This is a genomic window from Streptomyces nidicola, from assembly GCF_050106155.1.
GTDB lineage: Bacteria > Actinomycetota > Actinomycetes > Streptomycetales > Streptomycetaceae > Streptomyces.
Genome location: NZ_JBNBPI010000001.1, coordinates 3,683,333 through 3,699,666 on the forward strand (window position 1 = coordinate 3,683,333; position 16,334 = coordinate 3,699,666).

At 72.3% G+C, this 16,334-nt stretch carries 15 protein-coding genes; 7 read left to right on the forward strand and 8 right to left on the reverse strand.

The genetic code is table 11. The features are described 5' to 3' along the window. Positions 1 to 19: 19 nt before the first annotated feature. The 4 genes from ACOKM3_RS16625 to ACOKM3_RS16640 all read right to left on the reverse strand — a co-directional run bounded on the left by ACOKM3_RS16625 (position 20) and on the right by ACOKM3_RS16640 (position 6,715). Entirely contained in the window at positions 20 to 1,813 is a 1,794-nt protein-coding gene (locus ACOKM3_RS16625; protein ID WP_426901235.1) for a hypothetical protein, read from the reverse strand. Next, entirely contained in the window at positions 1,810 to 3,927 is a 2,118-nt protein-coding gene (locus tag ACOKM3_RS16630; RefSeq protein ID WP_426901237.1) for a DUF3492 domain-containing protein, read from the reverse strand. The genes ACOKM3_RS16625 and ACOKM3_RS16630 overlap by 4 nt, the downstream gene beginning before the upstream one ends. A gap of 239 nt (positions 3,928 to 4,166) precedes the next feature. Then, positions 4,167 to 5,657, reverse strand: a complete 1,491-nt coding sequence (locus tag ACOKM3_RS16635; RefSeq protein ID WP_426901239.1) for a DUF3152 domain-containing protein — start codon at positions 5,655 to 5,657, stop codon at positions 4,167 to 4,169. Between the two features lie 8 nt (positions 5,658 to 5,665). Next, the gene (locus tag ACOKM3_RS16640) at positions 5,666 to 6,715 is read right to left on the reverse strand and encodes an alpha/beta fold hydrolase (protein ID WP_426901241.1); all 1,050 of its coding nucleotides are present in this window, start codon (positions 6,713 to 6,715) and stop codon (positions 5,666 to 5,668) included. Between the two features lie 208 nt (positions 6,716 to 6,923). Here ACOKM3_RS16640 and ACOKM3_RS16645 point away from each other — a divergent pair, with 208 nt between their 5' ends. The 4 genes from ACOKM3_RS16645 (at position 6,924) to ACOKM3_RS16660 (ending at position 8,860) form a co-directional block, all read left to right on the forward strand. Next, positions 6,924 to 7,142 carry a hypothetical protein gene (locus tag ACOKM3_RS16645; protein ID WP_426901243.1) on the forward strand — a complete coding sequence of 73 codons (219 nt, stop codon included), beginning with the start codon at positions 6,924 to 6,926 and terminating at the stop codon, positions 7,140 to 7,142. Between the two features lie 177 nt (positions 7,143 to 7,319). Then, positions 7,320 to 7,961 (forward strand): TetR/AcrR family transcriptional regulator, encoded by a 642-nt coding sequence (locus ACOKM3_RS16650; protein ID WP_267069320.1) that lies wholly within the window; start codon positions 7,320 to 7,322, stop codon positions 7,959 to 7,961. A 209-nt stretch (positions 7,962 to 8,170) separates the two neighbouring features. After that, positions 8,171 to 8,398 (forward strand): DUF3107 domain-containing protein, encoded by a 228-nt coding sequence (locus tag ACOKM3_RS16655; RefSeq protein ID WP_326013968.1) that lies wholly within the window; start codon positions 8,171 to 8,173, stop codon positions 8,396 to 8,398. Positions 8,399 to 8,584: 186 nt separating this feature from the next. Continuing rightward, positions 8,585 to 8,860 (forward strand): hypothetical protein, encoded by a 276-nt coding sequence (locus tag ACOKM3_RS16660; RefSeq protein WP_426901245.1) that lies wholly within the window; start codon positions 8,585 to 8,587, stop codon positions 8,858 to 8,860. Positions 8,861 to 8,937: 77 nt separating this feature from the next. Here ACOKM3_RS16660 and ACOKM3_RS16665 read toward each other — a convergent pair whose 3' ends face one another. Continuing rightward, on the reverse strand, positions 8,938 to 9,693 hold the full coding sequence (locus ACOKM3_RS16665; protein ID WP_426901247.1) for a ferritin-like fold-containing protein: 756 nt from the start codon (positions 9,691 to 9,693) through the stop codon (positions 8,938 to 8,940). A 514-nt stretch (positions 9,694 to 10,207) separates the two neighbouring features. On the opposite strand from ACOKM3_RS16665, the gene ACOKM3_RS16670 reads away from it, so the two are divergent. The 3 genes from ACOKM3_RS16670 (at position 10,208) to ACOKM3_RS16680 (ending at position 13,956) form a co-directional block, all read left to right on the forward strand. After that, on the forward strand, positions 10,208 to 12,568 hold the full coding sequence (locus ACOKM3_RS16670) for a DEAD/DEAH box helicase (RefSeq protein WP_426901249.1): 2,361 nt from the start codon (positions 10,208 to 10,210) through the stop codon (positions 12,566 to 12,568). A gap of 80 nt (positions 12,569 to 12,648) precedes the next feature. Then, positions 12,649 to 13,533: an alpha/beta fold hydrolase gene (locus tag ACOKM3_RS16675; protein ID WP_426901251.1), complete on the forward strand. Its 885-nt coding sequence runs from the start codon at positions 12,649 to 12,651 to the stop codon at positions 13,531 to 13,533. A gap of 270 nt (positions 13,534 to 13,803) precedes the next feature. Continuing rightward, entirely contained in the window at positions 13,804 to 13,956 is a 153-nt protein-coding gene (locus tag ACOKM3_RS16680; protein ID WP_306317966.1) for a hypothetical protein, read from the forward strand. A gap of 93 nt (positions 13,957 to 14,049) precedes the next feature. Here the strand turns inward: ACOKM3_RS16680 and ACOKM3_RS16685 are convergent, their stop codons facing one another. The 3 genes from ACOKM3_RS16685 to ACOKM3_RS16695 all read right to left on the reverse strand — a co-directional run bounded on the left by ACOKM3_RS16685 (position 14,050) and on the right by ACOKM3_RS16695 (position 16,334). After that, positions 14,050 to 14,655 (reverse strand): MarC family protein, encoded by a 606-nt coding sequence (locus tag ACOKM3_RS16685; RefSeq protein ID WP_327671521.1) that lies wholly within the window; start codon positions 14,653 to 14,655, stop codon positions 14,050 to 14,052. A gap of 58 nt (positions 14,656 to 14,713) precedes the next feature. Further along, positions 14,714 to 15,577 carry a PHP domain-containing protein gene (locus ACOKM3_RS16690; RefSeq protein WP_426901253.1) on the reverse strand — a complete coding sequence of 288 codons (864 nt, stop codon included), beginning with the start codon at positions 15,575 to 15,577 and terminating at the stop codon, positions 14,714 to 14,716. A gap of 118 nt (positions 15,578 to 15,695) precedes the next feature. After that, complete coding sequence (locus tag ACOKM3_RS16695; protein WP_426901255.1) at positions 15,696 to 16,334, reverse strand: DUF6758 family protein; 639 nt, start codon at positions 16,332 to 16,334, stop codon at positions 15,696 to 15,698.

The following is a 16,334-nucleotide window of genomic DNA, read 5'->3' on the forward strand; positions in this document are numbered from 1 at the left end:
GCGGAGCCTGGGGTGGCGGTCATGGCGCCCAGCCGATCGGGTCGTCCGCGTTCGCATGGGCGGAGGCCCGGGTCAGGGTGCGGGTGGCGTGCACGAGGAGGACGAGGGCGGCGACGGCGCAGGCGACCGTCGGCACGACGCCCGTGCCTACCGCGTCGACCGCGGTCTCGACGGGCAGGCCCAGGACGTCGCAGCCGGGCAGTCGGGCGGCGAAGACCGTGGCGACGGCCAGGACTTCGACGGCGACGGCGGCGCCCAGCGCGACGGCGGGGGCGTGCGTACGACGGTGCGCGGCGAGGAGGCGGGCGAGCAGCAGCAGAACGCCCAGGGCGCCCACTCCGGCGTAGTCCACCTTCTCGTCGAGTACGACCCCGGCCGACACGAGGAGCGCGACGAGGGCGAGCGCGAACAAGGCCACGGCCCCGAGGAGCAACGGCCGTACGGAGGCGGCGAATTCGGCGAGCCCGCGGCTCGTGGCGAGGCGGCGCCGCGCTCCGCCCGAGAAGAGCTGGGTGCACCAGGTGGCGGGCGCCACGGCGACGGCGAGCGCGACCAGCGGCGCGGTCGCGGGGGCCCAGGGTTCGTCGGGCCCGCCCGCGAGCGCGGCGTCGAGGAGGCCGTCGCCGAGGAGCGCGTACGCGAGCAGCCAGCAGGACCAGAGCCGGGCCGAGGGGGCGGAGGGGCCGTCGACCACGCGCAGCGGGCCGTGGCGCAGCGTCGCGCGCAGGGCGACGAGGGTGGCCAGCACACCGACGAGGCCGATGACCAGGCGTGCGGTGCCCGCCGTGGCGTGCAGGCCGAACAGTGTGAGGGCGCAGACGGCGCCCGGCAGCAGCGCGAGCCCGGCCCACAGGCCGCGCCTGCCCTGGGCGGGTCCGGAGACCTCGACGACGGGCTCGTACGGGTCGGCGTCCCTCGACGCCCGGGCGTACATCTCCTCGGCGAGCGAGAACACGTCCTTGTGGCGGAAGCGGGCGGCGGTCCTGTCGGTGACGCCGTGGGCCTCAAGACCTGCGGCGATCTCCAGCGGGTCGACGGCCCGCTCGCACAGTTCGCGGTGCCGGTGCATCAGCCCCTTGACCGGGTCGGCACCGGAACGGCGGTGCGCGGAGCGGGAGTTGGCTCCGCGGGCATCGGCGTCCCGGGAGTCGGCGTCGCGCGGACCGACGATCCGGGCGACATCGGCACGGTGGTCGGCCTCCGTACGGGATTCGTGGTCAGCGGAATCGACGTCACGGGAGTCGACGCTGCGGAAATCGGTGCTGCGGGAGTCGGTACCGCTGATGTCGGCGCCACCGGACTCGATGCCGCGCGGCTCGACGTCACTGGGCTCGACGCCACTCCGCTCCACGTCACGGGACCCCACGTCTCGGGACCCCACGTCACTCGACACGGCGCCAAGGAGGCCCGCGACACCGGTACCGGCACCACCGCCCGCTCCGTCGCCACCCGCAGCACCCGCAGCACCCGCGAGGACCGGCGCACCGGCCCCGTTCTCAAGAACGGACGACCGCCACGCGGCAGGATCACGCAGCAATCCCACTTCCAGATCCTCCGGAACCTCCGGGGCCTCCAGGTCCTCCGGAACCTCCCGGTCGACCTGTTCCGTGGAGGCCAGGTCGCCGCCCACCGCCCCGCCACCGCCGGCACCGCCACCTTCGGCACCGACACCGCGCGCGCCCAGCGCCTCCGCCGACCCGGCGCCCCACGCCCCGGCGCTCACCGGTACTCGGGGCGCATCGGCGTCGCCCCCGGTATCGGTGGCGCCGAACGCGGCACGCTCACTCGTGCGTTCGCTGATACGCCCGGTCATCCGTCCGCCTTCCCGCAGCCCTGTGTCATCCCGGCCAACTGCTCCCGCGCCCCGCCATCGGCTCCCCAACTGGTCCCGGCAGCCCCGCCCGAGCGCCCGGCCAGCCACGCGCCGCCCCGGTCACCGGTGCTCTGCGTGGTCCAGCGGCCCGGGACATGGGCTTCTGGCGGGTAGGCGAACGGCAAGGGGGCGCCCGCGTCGTCGACGACGTCCCGGCGTACCGGGCAGCGCGAAACGATCTCCAGGTAAATGCTGTGAAATGCCGCGATGTTCTGTTCGGCGGTGAACAGCTCCAGGGCGCGCGCCCGTGCCGCCGCACCGAGCCGTTCGCGCCGCGCGGGGTCGCGCAGCAGCGCCACGCACGCCTCGGCGAGCGCGCGGGGGTTGCGCGGCGGCACCACGAGCCCCGTGCCACCGATCACCTCGACGACGGCGCCCGCGTCCGTGGACACCGTCGCGCGCCCGCAGAACATGGCCTCGACCAGGCTGATCGGGAAGCCTTCGACGACGCTGGACAGGACGACGATGCCGCAGGAGCCGTAGACATCGGCGAGGTCGGGAGCCTCGGGGGCGCCCAGTTCCTCGAAGGAGACGGGGTTCTCGCCCACGGCGTGGATCCCCTCCGCCTCGTCCGGGAAGAGCTGCGCGGCGAGGGCCTTGCAGTGCCCGAGGTACAGCGCGGCCTCGCGGTCCGCCGCGAGATCCGAGGCGTCCGCCCCACCGCTGCCGTGCCCACTGCTCGCCCTTGTCGAGACGAACCCGTCGGCCGGCCAGCCACCGCCGTCCACCAGGCCCGCGCCCGCTCCGGCGCCCGGAACCGATCCCGCCTCCGGCACCCCCACGATGCGCAGCCGGGCCTTCGGCTCTTCCTTGCGGATCTCGGCGAACGCGTGCAGCAGGGAGATCAGGTCCTTGGAGGGGTCGATGCGCCCGACCCAGACGAGGGTGTCCGGGTCGCCCGGCCCTTCCCGCTCGCCCACCTCGGCGAAGTGTCCGGCCTCCATGCCGGGGTGAATGGTGCGCAGCTTGGCGCGGTCGGCACCGCACCGCTCCTGCCAGCGCCGCGCGTGCGCGTTTCCGGGGGTGATCACGGCGGCCTGCCGGTAGACCTCGGCGGCGAGCCGGCCGTGGAAGGCGGCGAGGAGCGCGCGCACCGGCGCGCTCAACTCGGCGTCGCCCGCGGCGATGTACCGGGCCCTGAGCTGCACCCCGTACTCCGTGACGAGCAGCGGCACTCCGTAGAAGTGCTTGGCGATCAGTCCGGGCAGGGCGGCCGCGCCGCCGGAGGCCGCGTGGCAGAGATCGACGGACGCGAGCCCGCCCCCTCCGGACAGCCCCGTGGAGAAACCCGAATCCGAACCCGAGCCCGAAGACAAAGACGAAGCCGAAGAAGCCGAAGAAGCACCCGACGACATGCCCGCCGCCGCCCCCGAAGCCCCGGTAGTCCCGGAAGCCCCGGTAGTCCCCGACACCGACCCCGCCCCGGCCCCCGCCGCCGCCGCCGAACCACCGGCCACCACCGACGCCGAACCCGCCAAGTGGCCTGAAGCCGAAGCGTGGCCCGAAGCCGAAGCGTCGAACCCGGACCCGTCCTCGTACCAGTCCAGGGACAGCGGCCGCAGTTCACGCTCCACATGCGCGGCGAAGGAGAGCAGATCGGGCACGCGGGCCGCGCGTACGGCGCGGAGCGCGCCCGGCGCACGGCAGGCGCGCTCCAGGATGCGCACGGCGGCCTCGGAACGCAGGGAGACGCCGAGAGGGCCCTCGTCGCGGGCGAGTTCGGCAAGCCCGTACAACGCGTTGGCGAAACGGTCCGCCTCGCTCAACCCCAGGTCATCCGAGGTCGCGCCGGCCGACACCACGGCCTCGACCAGCTCCCGGTACAACGCGGCGAACCGGCGCCGGGCCCGCCGCCCGAATGCGCCGTCGCGCGCGCCGCTCTCGCTCCCGGCCGCCCACATCGGCGCGGTCCGCACGCGCATGACCTGAGGCGGCAGTTCGAGCCACCCCGCGTCCTCCTGCTCCTGGCTGGTGGCGAGCGCGTAGATGTCGAACTCGTGCTGCTCGAGCCCGCGCACAAGCCGGTCGCACCAGAGTCTGGCCTCACCGTTCACATACGGATAACCACCCTCGGTAAGCATTCCGATGCGCACGCGTACACCCCCGATCTCCCGTACAGGGAGCCGCCGTTGGGTTGGCGGCTCGCAGCGGGACGAACGTATGCGGACATGCCGGTGGCGTGATGGACGGTTGTCCATCACGCCACCAAAAGGGGTGAACGGGCGTAACTTTCCCGCACGCGCGACGTTTGGTCGCGCTAAGAGATCGAACGACTACGGATAGCTACGTAGCGTCAACCCTTGGGAAAGGCCCAGGGGTTGGGCTTGCACGTGATCCCGCCGGATTTCAGGAACTTGGTCTGCTGCTGCATGACCGGCGCGAGCGCGCCGTTCTGCGAGCAGGTCACGTGATTGAAGCCGAGCCGGTGCCCGACCTCGTGGTTGATGAGCATCTGCCGGTACGGGTGGATGGCCGTGTCGCCGAGCACGTCGTCGTACGTCTTCGAGCCCTGGGCCCACCGATACGCGTTGATCATCACGCGGTCGGTGGCGGCGGAGTCGCACGACACGTTGTCCTGCGTCGTGTCGAGGCCCGACTTCGCGCACCAGTCGGCCGTCGTGCCCGGGCTCGCGAGCGTGATCACGAAGTCCGGCTTCCCGGAGGAGACCCGCTCGAAGGTGCGGGCGCTGTCGTGGGCCCAACTCCGCTTGTCGTTCAGGGTCTTCTGCACCGCCTGCGCGAACAGCGACCCGTCGAGCCCGAGCCCCTTCTCCACGTCGACGCGGTAGCGGAACTTCTGCCCGCTGCCCGGCGCCTTGTCGTCCCCCGGGATCGTCGTGAACGCACCAGAGGCCTTGAGATCCGCCGCGAGCGGGTACTTCTTGGCCATCTTCTGCCCGTACGTCGCCGGGGCGGCCTGCGCCGTCTCCTTCGGGGCGGGCCGTTCGTCCGTACGCGAGGCGGAGCCGCCGCCCGGGCGACCGCCCTCGGCGGCCTGTGCCTGGGCGCCGTGCGCGGAGCTGCTGTCCCGGTCGGCGACCTGCCCCGCGACGACCACGGCGAGCACGGTGGTGACGGCCGCGGCGGCGATGCCCGTGAAGGTCATCCCCCTGCCGCGCTTCTCGCGCCCGCCGCCGGACTCGGCCGGCGTCCGGTCCTGGTCCTCCGGCGGCGCGGGCGGCTCGGCGTCCCACTCGCTCACGCGCGCGTACGGGTCCGCACCCGCCTGGACGTCGAAACCCGCGGAAGCGTTACTCGCGGCGGCGCTACCCGAAGGGGCGTTGCCCACGGGGGCGTTGAAGCCCGCACGAACAGGGGCATCGAACGCGTCGATGTAGTCCTGCCGCGGATGCCCCTGAACCGGTGCACCCCTGTCCGGCGCCCCCTGGCCCGGTGCGCCCTGATCCGCTCGCTCCTGCCGGGGCCGTGGCCCCGGCAACGCCGAATCGGCGGGGCCCGTCACACCGTGCTCGGGCCCGCGCGCCGACGCGACGGGGCCCGCGACCCGCGGCACGGACGCGCCCCAGCCGCCGCCCGGCTCCCGCGGCTCGGGGTGGCCACCACGCACCGGCCCGCTTCCCGGACGCGCGGACGTGTGCCCCGGGAAGGGGGAACGTCCGGACGCCGACGGCGGAGCCGGCGGGGGCGGAGCCTCGGCGGGCCCCCTTCGCCTGCGCCCGGTGCCCACGCCCGGCCGGGGCGGGGTATGCGCCTCGGCCTCCATATGTACGTCGACAGCGTCCTCTGCGCCGTCTGCCGATCCTCGGCGGCTATGCCGTCCCACAGGCCGCCTCAGCTCCCCAATGTCGTGTGGTCGTCGGTGCCGGACGCGTCACTCGCGGCGTCACCGGCACTACTGGCGCTCCCGCGCCTCTTGTTCAACGCTTCGGTGTCGGCGAGGAGTTCCCGGAACGCCGTCGCGACCGTACTCGGGTACTCCATCATCGCGACATGCCCCGCGTCCGGGAGCGTGAGCAGCCTCGAGTCCCGGAAGGCACGTGCCGCGCGGGCCGCCATCCGGTACGAGACCAGCAGATCACGCCCTCCGTAGATGAGCTGCGTCGGCGCGAGCACCCGCTCGGCCTGCCGCCAGAGGCCGTGCTGCCCGCCGAGCGTATAGGCGTTCACGACCCCGCGCGCGGAGCGGGCCATCGCGTCCCAGAAGTACGGCAGTTGGAGCCGCCGCTCCATTTCCTCCACGGCCGCTCTGAAGCCCTCGGGCGTGACCCGGTTCGGGTCGCCGTAACAAAGGGCCATGACGCCGCGCACCCGCTGCTCAGGGGTCCACTCCTTCGTCAGGCGCGTGAAGAGCGGGGCGACGCCGGGCACCGCGAGCAGGCCGGTCGGCAGGGCGGTGCGCTGCACCCGGATCTCCGGCAGCGCGGGCGACACGAGGGTCAGCGTGCGGACGAGATCGGGACGCGCGGCGGCCACGCGCGTGGCGACGGCTCCGCCCAGCGAGTTCCCGAAGAGGTGCACGGGGCCGCGCCCCTGAGCGTCGAGATAACGGATGACCGCGCGCGCGTGCCCGGTCACCGAGTAGTCGCCGTCGTCCGGTGGCGGCGAGTCGCCGAACCCCGGCAGGTCGACCGCCTCCCCGTCGACGGTGTCCTCGAGCAGCGGCATCAGCGCCGACCAGTTCTGCGAGGAGCCGCCGAGCCCGTGCACGTACAGCGCGGGCGGCAGCCCCTCGTACGCCCCGGGACGGGCTCGGACCGACAGCGTCAGGCCGGGGAGTCCGACCGATCGCAAGTGCTCCCCCTCAGCGACTTCGACGGCGCCCGGCGTGGGCGTCGCGGCGGCGATGACGGCAGGCACGCGCGGCGACTCGGTCGAAGACATGCGACATATGTTACGAGACGATCACGCAGTGGATCGCGTGTTCGCCGTCACAGATCCAAACGCCGCACGGCCGGGCGGATTCGCTCAGGAGGACCCCGCACTCACTCAAGGGATCCACGAAAGGTCGCATAGCGCCCCGATCGGGTGTCTCCTACGCTCGAATCAGGGCACCCGCCCACGCACGGACAAGTGAGGAAGGGAGCCATCGATGACCGTCGACCCGAGCGACCCCGAGACCTTCGCGGAGCACCGCCCCACCGAGGCGGGCGTGGAGGCCCCCGAGGCCGACACCGCGGAGCAGCACACGGACCTCGCGCCCGAGCAGGACGACGAGCCGGACGCGACGGCCGACCCGGACACCGCGAACGAGGCGGACCGGGCGGAGCAGGCCCGCGTCGTCGCGATCGACGAGGACGACTACCGGTGAGCGGTGCGCCACGATCCACCCATTTGTGACCACAGACGTGACATCGGGCTCACTACATGCGGTTTTCACAGCAGTCCGGTCCGTGAAATTCTGCGCTCGCACCGCGCACATCAGGGTTACCGAAAAGTACGATGGCCTCGCGGCGCACACCGCGCACGGACAATCTTGGGAGGCGGCGTGACAGCCATCGAGCAGACGGAGGCAGCGCGCCCCAAGGGCACACGCCTGCCGCGCCGTGCCCGACGCAATCAACTTCTGGGCGCCGCCCAGGAGGTTTTTGTCGCGCAGGGGTACCACGCGGCCGCGATGGACGACATCGCCGAGCGGGCCGGCGTCAGCAAGCCGGTGCTCTACCAGCACTTTCCCGGCAAGCTCGAGCTCTACCTGGCGCTGCTCGACCAGCACTGCGAGTCCCTGCTGCAGTCGGTCCGCACGGCGCTCGCCTCCACGACGGACAACAAGCAGCGCGTCGCGGCGACCATGGACGCCTACTTCGCGTACGTGGAGGACGAGGGCGGCGCGTTCCGGCTCGTCTTCGAGTCCGACCTGACGAACGAGCCGGCGGTGCGCGAGCGCGTCGACCGGGTCAGCCTGCAGTGCGCCGAGGCGATCTCGGACGTGATCGCGGAGGACACGGGCCTGTCCAAGGACGAGTCGATGCTTCTCGCCACGGGTCTCGGCGGCGTCTCGCAGGTCGTCGCGCGCTACTGGCTGTCCAGCTCGAGCCCGGTCGAGCGCGACACGGCGGTGCAACTGCTGACGTCGCTCGCCTGGCGCGGCATCGCGGGCTTCCCGCTGCACGGCGCAGAGCAGCACTGAGCACGCGCCCGACTCAGTACGCGCCCGCGCGCACGCCGAGCACGCGCCTGCGCGCACACGCCCCGACCACACGGCTCACTTTGTTCCCGTCCGGCTGTTCGCTCTTGGCGTGCAGCCGTGGCGCCGGGAGTCTCGCCTGGCCGGGCTAATCTTTGCTGGGTACGGCGCGGTCTTCCGCGCACATCACGGATCGTCGGAGGGACAAGGCCGTGGAGGTCAAGATCGGCGTGCTGCACACGCCTCGCGAGATCGTTCTGGAGAGCGACCAGTCCGCCGAGGAGGTCGAGAGCGCGGTGTCCGCGGCGCTGTCCGGCAAGTCCCAACTCCTCTCCCTGAAGGACGAGAAGGGCCGCAAGGTCCTGGTCCCCGCCGAGCGCCTCGCTTATGTCGAGCTCGGCGAACCGTCGGCGCGGAAGGTGGGCTTCGGCCCGCTGTAGAGCCTCCCGGAAGGGACGCGCGGACAGACCGTGAAAGGCCTGATGGCACTGCTGCCATCAGGCCTTTTGCATGTTCACAGCGAGCACACAGCCGATCCCCGCGGGGAGGGTTGCGGCCGGGGGGCCAGGGGTAGACCGGCTACGTCCGAAGTGCACCCAACCGGCCGCGCGGGAGGTATCCGCACCATGCTTCTCGAAGCTCTCGGCTCCGTACTGCTCGGCATGGCACTCGCCCTCGGGGCGGGCCATCGACTGCCGCACAGGCTGCCGTCACGCACGCTCGTGCTGCCGACCGGCATCGCGGGCGCCCTGTTCGGGGCGTTCGTCACCCACAGCGCGCTGGGGCCTGACCATGCGATCGCCACGCTCGTGGGCGCGGTCGCGATGTCCGTTGCCCTGCTCTCGCTGCTGCTGCGCCCCACCCGGGGCAGAGCGCGGCAGCAGCTGACTCCGTCCGCGTAGACGCGGCGGAAGCGACGGAACCGCGAGAACCAGGAAACTCGAAAGAATCGCAGGACCGCAGGAACCGAAAGGCGTCGTCAGGCGGCGAGGCCGAGTGCTGCCATCCGCTTGGTGTGCGCCTCGGTGATCCGCGAGAACATCTTGCCGACCTCGGCCAGGTCGAAGCCGTCGGCCACGCCCCCGACCAGCATCGTCGACAGCGCGTCCCGGTCCGCGACCACCCGCTGCGACTGCGAGAGCGCCTCCCCCATGAGGCGTCGCGCCCAGAGCGCGAGCCGGCCGCCCACGCGCGGGTCGGCCTCGATGGCGGCGCGCACCTTCTCGATGGCGAACGACGCGTGGCCGGTGTCGTCGAGCACGGCGAGGACGAGGGAGCGGCTGTCCGAGTCGAGGCGGGCCGCGACCTCCCGGTAGAAGTCGGACGCGATCGAGTCGCCGACGTACGCCTTGACCAGGCCCTCGAGCCAGTCCGACGGGGCGGTCTGGCGGTGGAAGCCGTCGAGGGCGCCGACGAACGGGTCCATCGCCGCGGTCGGCTCCACGCCGATCGCCGAGAGGCGGTCGCGCAACTGCTCGAAGTGGTGGAACTCGGCGGAGGCCATCTTGGCCAGCTCCGCCTTGTCGGCCAGCGTGGGCGCCAGCTTCGCGTCCTCGGCGAGCCGCTCGAACGCCGCCAGCTCTCCGTACGCGAGCGCGCCCAGCAGGTCGACGACGGCGGCGCGATAGTTCTCGTCCGCGGACGCGGTGGCCCAGTCCTGGGCAGCGATACCGGTGAGCCCGGAGGTTGCTTCGGCGGTCGGCGTGGCGTTGTCAGGCGTCTCCATGAAGCGCACAATAGCCCGCTCTCCGCGTCGCGGAAGTCCCTGGTCAATGAGTGTGACGACGGCTACGTGACCCATTCGGCCATCGCACATGCGCGAATCCGGGGTATGGTGGTAAAGAGCCCGCCGAGAGCAAGGCGCCTCCAAGGCGCCTGTGCGCACTTCGGACGGGCCTCATGAATGAGGATGCCCGGTCGGAGGCCCGATCGGCTCCGACCCGACAGCCCTCCGGGTCGTACGTCACAAGGCGTACGAATCTGAGGAGGGGCCCTCAGCGGCACGAGCGCTCGAGCGTCGGCAGTGGTCCCGCGCCATCCGGTCCACCCGATCCCCGCAGACCGCGGCTCGAGTCCGGTGTACCAGACCGGCACGGTCACGACCCCCGCGTTCGCCTCGCGCCGCACCTCACAGAAGAGGCAACACCCTGACTACGCAGACTTCGACTTTCCGTCAGCTCGGCATTCTTTCCGAGACCGCGGAGGCCCTTGAGGCCGTCGGCATCATCAACCCCTTTCCCATCCAGGAGATGACCCTCCCCGTGGCCCTGTCGGGCTCGGACGTCATCGGCCAGGCCAAGACCGGCACGGGCAAGACCCTCGGTTTCGGCCTTCCGCTCCTGGAGCGCGTCACCGTCCCCGCGGACGTCGAGGCGGGCCGGGCCACGCCCGAGCAGCTCACCGACGCCCCGCAGGCCCTCGTCGTCGTTCCGACGCGCGAGCTGTGCCAGCAGGTGACCAATGACCTCCTGACCGCCGGCAAGGTGCGCAATGTGCGCGTCCTCGCCATATACGGCGGGCGTGCGTACGAGCCCCAGGTCGAGGCCCTCAAGAAGGGCATCGACGTCGTCGTCGGTACGCCCGGCCGACTGCTCGACCTGGCCGGCCAGAAGAAGCTGAACCTCTCGCACGTCAAGGCGCTCGTCCTCGACGAGGCCGACGAGATGCTCGACCTGGGCTTCCTGCCCGACGTCGAGAAGATCATCAACATGCTTCCGGCGAAGCGTCAGACGATGCTGTTCTCGGCGACCATGCCGGGCGCCGTCATCGGCCTGGCCCGCCGCTACATGTCGCAGCCCACGCACATCCGCGCCGCGGCGCCGGACGACGAGGGCAAGACGGTCGCGAACACCAAGCAGCACGTCTACCGCGCGCACAACATGGACAAGCCCGAGATGGTCTCGCGCATCCTGCAGGCCGACGGCCGCGGGCTCGCGATGATCTTCTGCCGTACGAAGCGGACCGCCGCGGACATCGCGGAGCAGCTGCAAAAGCGCGGCTTCGCGTCCGGCGCCGTGCACGGCGACCTCGGGCAGGGCGCGCGCGAGCAGGCGCTGCGCGCGTTCCGCAACGGCAAGGTCGACGTGCTGGTGTGCACCGACGTCGCCGCGCGCGGTATCGACGTCGAGGGCGTCACGCACGTCATCAACTACCAGTCCCCCGAGGACGAGAAGACGTACCTGCACCGCATCGGCCGTACCGGCCGCGCGGGCGCCAAGGGCATCGCGATCACCCTCGTCGACTGGGACGACATCCCGCGCTGGCAGCTGATCAACAAGGCGCTGGAGCTGGACTTCAACGACCCGGTGGAGACGTACTCCTCGTCCCCGCACCTCTACGAGGAGCTCAACATCCCGGCCGGCACCAAGGGTGTCCTGCCGCGCTCGGAGCGCACGCGCGCCGGGCTCGGGGCCGAGGAGATCGAGGACCTGGGCGAGACCGGTGGCCGCGGGGCGTCGTCCTCGCGCGGCGGCCGCGGTGGTCGAGGCGACCGTGACCGTGATCGGGACCGCGAGCAGCGCGAACAGCGTGAGCGCCCGGCGCGCACGCCGCGCCGCCGTCGCCGCATGCGCGGTGGCGAGCCGGTCGGCGCCGGTGAGGCCACGGCCGCCCCCGCGTCCGCTCCGACGTCCGTTCCCGCTCCGGCGGAGGAGTCCACCGAGCCGCGCACCCCGCGCCGTCGTCGCCGTACGCGCGGTGGCGCAGGCGCCCAGTCGGTCGCGCCGGTGGCCCCCGCCGCCGAGGCCGTCGTGGAGACGGTCGAGGCGGAGATCCCCGCCCAGCCGCGTCGCCGTACGCGCAAGAAGGCCGAGGCCGCCGTCGAGACGGTGGAAGCCGTGCCGGCGCCCGCGGAGCCGGAGCAGGCCGAGCCGAAGGCGAAGCCCGCGCGCACCCGCAAGAAGGCGGAAGCCGCGGTCGACACGGCCGAGGCCCCTGAGGTTGCAGAGGTCGCCGAGGCGAAGCCGGCCCGGACCCGTACGCGGAAGAAGGCGGAGGCCGCGGTCGACACCGCGGAGGCCACCGAGGCCAAGCCCGCCACGCGCACCCGCACCCGCAAGAAGGCCGAGCCCGCCGCCGAGGCGGCCGAGGTGACCGAGGCGAAGCCGCGTCGTACGCGCAAGAAGGCCGAAGCCGCGGTCGACACCGCCGAGGCCACCGAGGCCAAGCCGGCGCGTACGCGCAAGAAGGCCGAGCCCGTCGCCGAGGCGGCGGACGCGAGCGAGGCGAAGCCGGCCCGCACGCGTACGCGGAAGAAGGCGGAGGCCGCGGTCGACACCGCGGAAGCCGCTGAAGCCAAGCCCGCCGCGCGGACCCGCACCCGCAAGAAGGCCGAACCCGCCGTCGACAGCGTCGAGACCGCCGCGGCGGCCGAGGTGACCGAGGCGAAGCCGCGTCGCACGCGCAAGAAGGCGGAGGCCGCGGTCGACACCGCGGAAGCCGCCGAGGCCAAGCCCGCCACGCGGACCCGCACCCGCAAGAAGGCCGAGCCCGCCGCCGAGACCGCCGAGGCGAAGCCCGCGCGGACCCGGAAGAAGGCCGAGCCCGCCGCCGAGGCGACCGAGGCGAAGCCGCGTCGTACGCGCAAGAAGGTCGCGGCCCCCGAGGCCTGATCATCCACGGCGAAAGGCCCGGATCCCGCTGCTGCGGGGTCCGGGCCTTCGTTGTCGGTGGCTGCGCGTAATCTCGGCACATGAGCAGGCCCGCGACCTTCACCCCGCCGCCCGGCACCCGTGCGCACCGCCTCCGCACCGCCCGGGGCGACTTCGCCGCGCTCACCGGCGAGCCGGCCGAGGGCCCGGTCCGGGGCACCGCCCTGCTGCTGCCCGGGTTCACGGGAAGCAAGGAGGACTTCATCGAGCTGCACGCCCCGTTGAGCGCGGCCGGTTACCGGACCGTCGCCGTGGACGGCCGCGGGCAGTACGAGTCGGAAGGCCCGAAGGACGACGAACGGCCGTACCAGCAGCGGGAGTTGGCGCGTGACGTGCTCGCGCAGGTGGCGGCGCTCCAGGCCGGCGCAGCCGACGCAGGAGCCGACCGGGTGCATCTGCTGGGCCACTCGCTCGGCGGGCTCGTCGCGCGCGCGGCGGTCATCGAGGACCCCACCCCGTTCGCCTCGCTCACGCTGATGTCCTCGGGCCCCGCGGCCGTCGCGCAGCCCCAGCAGGAGCGCGCCAAACTGCTCCAGGACACGCTCGCCGCGCTCGACATGGCGCAGGTGTGGGAGGCGATCCAGGGCCTGGACGCCCCGGAGGACGCCGCCGACCTCCGCGGTGACGGCGAGGACCTGCGCCGCCGCTGGATGCGGAACAGCCCGGCCCAGCTCATCGCCACTGCGGGGCAGCTGCGCACGGAGCCGGACCGGGTCGACGAGCTCGCGGCGCTCGGCCTCGCGATACATGTGCTGTCGGGCGAGCGGGACGACACCTGGCCCGTGCCGCTCCTCGACGACATGGCGGCGCGGCTCGGCGCGGAGCGCACCGTCGTCGCCGGGGCCGAGCACTCCCCCAATACCGACCGGCCGGGGGTCACGGCCGCCGCCCTCGCCGCCTTCTGGGACCGCCACCCGGCGGCGTAGACGGCACCTCACGCGGCACCTCACGCGGCACCTCACGAGCCCCTCGCAGCCCTGCTGACGCACGAGTAATTAGCCGATCGAAAAATTTCCTTAGCGTAGGGAATGTTTGCAGCGGGCAACTCGTTGTACCCCTTGGAACGCGCGGCACTGAGGCCGCGCAATTCACTCTTAACGGCCGGGCAACCGCCCGGCCGTACAGCGGGATCAAGCTGAGAAGCCCCGCACGAGTAGTTCTCCTTCAGGAGGATCACCAGACGAAGGGAGAAGCCCATGCGCTTCGAAATCATGCGACTCGACGATGTCGACGGCACCGCCGTGGACAGCACCGTCGTGGACGCCGCCTCCGTCAACCGGATCGTTCAGCAGGCCGCCGCCATCGGGCAGCGCCTCTACATCCGCCCGGCCGAGTCGTCCGCCTCGTAACGGCGTAAGCGACTTACACACTTCGAAGCCCCCGTACGCACGATGCGTACGGGGGCTTCGCTGTGCTCCGGCGCCCTCGGGAGCCGAGGGCGGTCAGGAGCCCTGAATCACCTGCGTCACGCCGTTGATGATCTGCTGCACCGCGATCGCGGAGAGCATCATGCCCGCGAGCCGGGTCACCAGGACCACGCCGCCGTCCTTGATGACGCGGATGATGACCAGCGAGTAGCGCATCACCAGCCACAGCACCACGTGGATCGCGATGATCGCGGACCAGACGGAGACCTGGCCGCCCACCGAGTCCGCGTCCTGCACGGCGAGGATCACGGAGACGATCGCGCCGGGCCCGGCGAGCAGCGGCATGCCGAGCGGCACGAGGGCGACGTTCACGTCCTTGGTCTGCTTGGGCTCGTCCGTCTTGCCGGTCAGCAGGTCGAGCGCGATCAGGAGCAGCAGCAGACCGCCCGCGATCATCAGGGCCGGGACGGAGACGTGCAGATAGGCCAGGATCTGGTTGCCCAGGACGCCGAACACGGCGATGACACCGAAGGCCACGCAGACCGCCTGGAAGGCCATGCGCTTCTGGACCTTGGCGGGGCGGCCCGCGGTGAGGGCGAGGAAGATCGGGGTGATTCCGGGGGGATCCATAATCACAAAAAGCGTGAGAAAAAGGGATCCGAAGACGGCAGCGTCGAACACGGTGGGGTGCCTTGCGAGAGTGGTGCGGAAGGGTGGGTCGAGGTGCGTACGGGGCGCGTCAGGCGTCGCGTCCGCCGGCGCCCGGCACCGGGAAGGCGCCCGTCGCGCGCCGCGTGATCTCCCCGTAGACCTCGGGGTCGGTGGTGTACTCGCCGAGCACGCACGTCTTACGGCTGCCGTGGTAGTCCGAGGACCCGGTGACCAGCAGGCCGACGTCGGCGGCGAGGCCGCGCAGGCGCTCGCGGGTCGCGGCGTCGTGGTCCATGTGGTCGACCTCTATGCCGTCGAGCCCGGCCTCCGCCAGCTTCGCGATCGACGCCTCGGGAACGGTGTGACCGCGCTTGGCGGCGCCCGGGTGCGCGAAGACGGTGACCCCGCCCGCGGCCTTGACCAGCCGGATCGCCTCGAAGGGGTCGGTCTCGTGCTTGTCGACGTACGCGCGCCCGTCGTTGGCCAGCCAGTCCTCGGTGAACGCGTCGGAGACCGTCGGTACGACACCGAGCTCGACCAGCGCCGTGGCGATGTGCGGGCGGCCGACCGAACCGTCGCCCGCGATCCGGGCGACCTGCTCCCAGGTGACCGGGACGCCCAGCTCGTTCAGCTTGGCGATCATGCCCTTGGCGCGCGGCACCCGGTCGTCGCGGACCAGCTCGCGCTCGGCGAGCAGGGCCGGCTCCTCGGGGTCGAAGAGATACGCCAGCATGTGCATGCTCACGCCGTCGAGACGGCAGGAGAGCTCGGCTCCGGTGACGAGGGTCAGCCCCTCGGGCGCGGCCGCGATCGCCTCCGCGTGTCCGCGCGTGGTGTCGTGATCGGTGAGCGCGACGACGTCCAGGCCGGAGCCGGCGGCGTTCCGCACGAGTTCCGTCGGGCTGTCCGTGCCGTCGGAGGCGGTGGAGTGGGTGTGCAGATCGATGCGCACGGCTGCGTACTCCAGGCTCGACGGACTGACGGGGACCGCTCAAGGATAACGGGGATTCCAGCACCCCCGTCACCACCGAACCGGGCACGGAACCCTTACCTCACCGGCACCCCGGGGCTCACGTCATGATGCGCGGCGACAGCGCCCCGCACGGCAGCAGGTCCACCTCGGCCCCCGCGTCCCGCAGATCCGTGAGCACCAGCTCGTCGTACATCAGCATCCCCGTCTGCTCCGGCCACACGACCGCCCACAGCCACAGGCCGCGCGCCTCACCGGCGAAGACCGCCCGGTCGTCCGGGGCGCCGGAGACGTGCCACATCGGGGTGGGCCGGCCCGCGGCGAGCACCTTGGCCTGAGGTGGCCCCGAGACCTCCATGTACGGGCCGGGGTCGGGGCCGTCGATCCCCGCGTAGCGCGCGCCGAGCCCGACGCCCAGCTCCTCGGCGACGAGCACCAGCTCGCCGGGGCCGCCGAGCGGACCCGGGCCCGAGCAGGCGACGGCGGTGGCACGCCCGCCGTGGCGCTCGTCCCCCGCGTTGGCCACGCCGGTGAACAGCCAGCCGACGGGCAGCGGCCAGGGCATCCAGACCGGCACCCGTGCGCGCCGCACCACGACGCTGAGCGCCTCGACACTGGGCGGGATCACGGGCTGCATCGGATGCACGGTCCCGTGCACATCGCACTGCCAGGAGTCGGCAAAAAGTCCGGGAGCCCTGACCCGGCCACCACACTTCGGGCAACTGGGTTCGCCCCTCAT

What these genes read in the sequence shown, in the direction of transcription:
- ACOKM3_RS16695 (WP_426901255.1), bottom strand. Translation starts at nt 16,334, where the DNA reads ATGAGGGGCGAACCCAGTTGCCCGAAGTGTGGTGGCCGGGTCAGGGCT.
- ACOKM3_RS16645 (WP_426901243.1), top strand. Translation starts at nt 6,924, where the DNA reads ATGACCGTCGACCCGAGCGACCCCGAGACCTTCGCGGAGCACCGCCCC.
- ACOKM3_RS16670 (WP_426901249.1), top strand. Translation starts at nt 10,208, where the DNA reads ATGACCCTCCCCGTGGCCCTGTCGGGCTCGGACGTCATCGGCCAGGCC.
- ACOKM3_RS16660 (WP_426901245.1), top strand. Translation starts at nt 8,585, where the DNA reads ATGCTTCTCGAAGCTCTCGGCTCCGTACTGCTCGGCATGGCACTCGCC.
- ACOKM3_RS16640 (WP_426901241.1), bottom strand. Translation starts at nt 6,715, where the DNA reads ATGTCTTCGACCGAGTCGCCGCGCGTGCCTGCCGTCATCGCCGCCGCG.
- ACOKM3_RS16625 (WP_426901235.1), bottom strand. Translation starts at nt 1,813, where the DNA reads ATGACCGGGCGTATCAGCGAACGCACGAGTGAGCGTGCCGCGTTCGGC.
- ACOKM3_RS16675 (WP_426901251.1), top strand. Translation starts at nt 12,649, where the DNA reads ATGAGCAGGCCCGCGACCTTCACCCCGCCGCCCGGCACCCGTGCGCAC.
- ACOKM3_RS16680 (WP_306317966.1), top strand. Translation starts at nt 13,804, where the DNA reads ATGCGCTTCGAAATCATGCGACTCGACGATGTCGACGGCACCGCCGTG.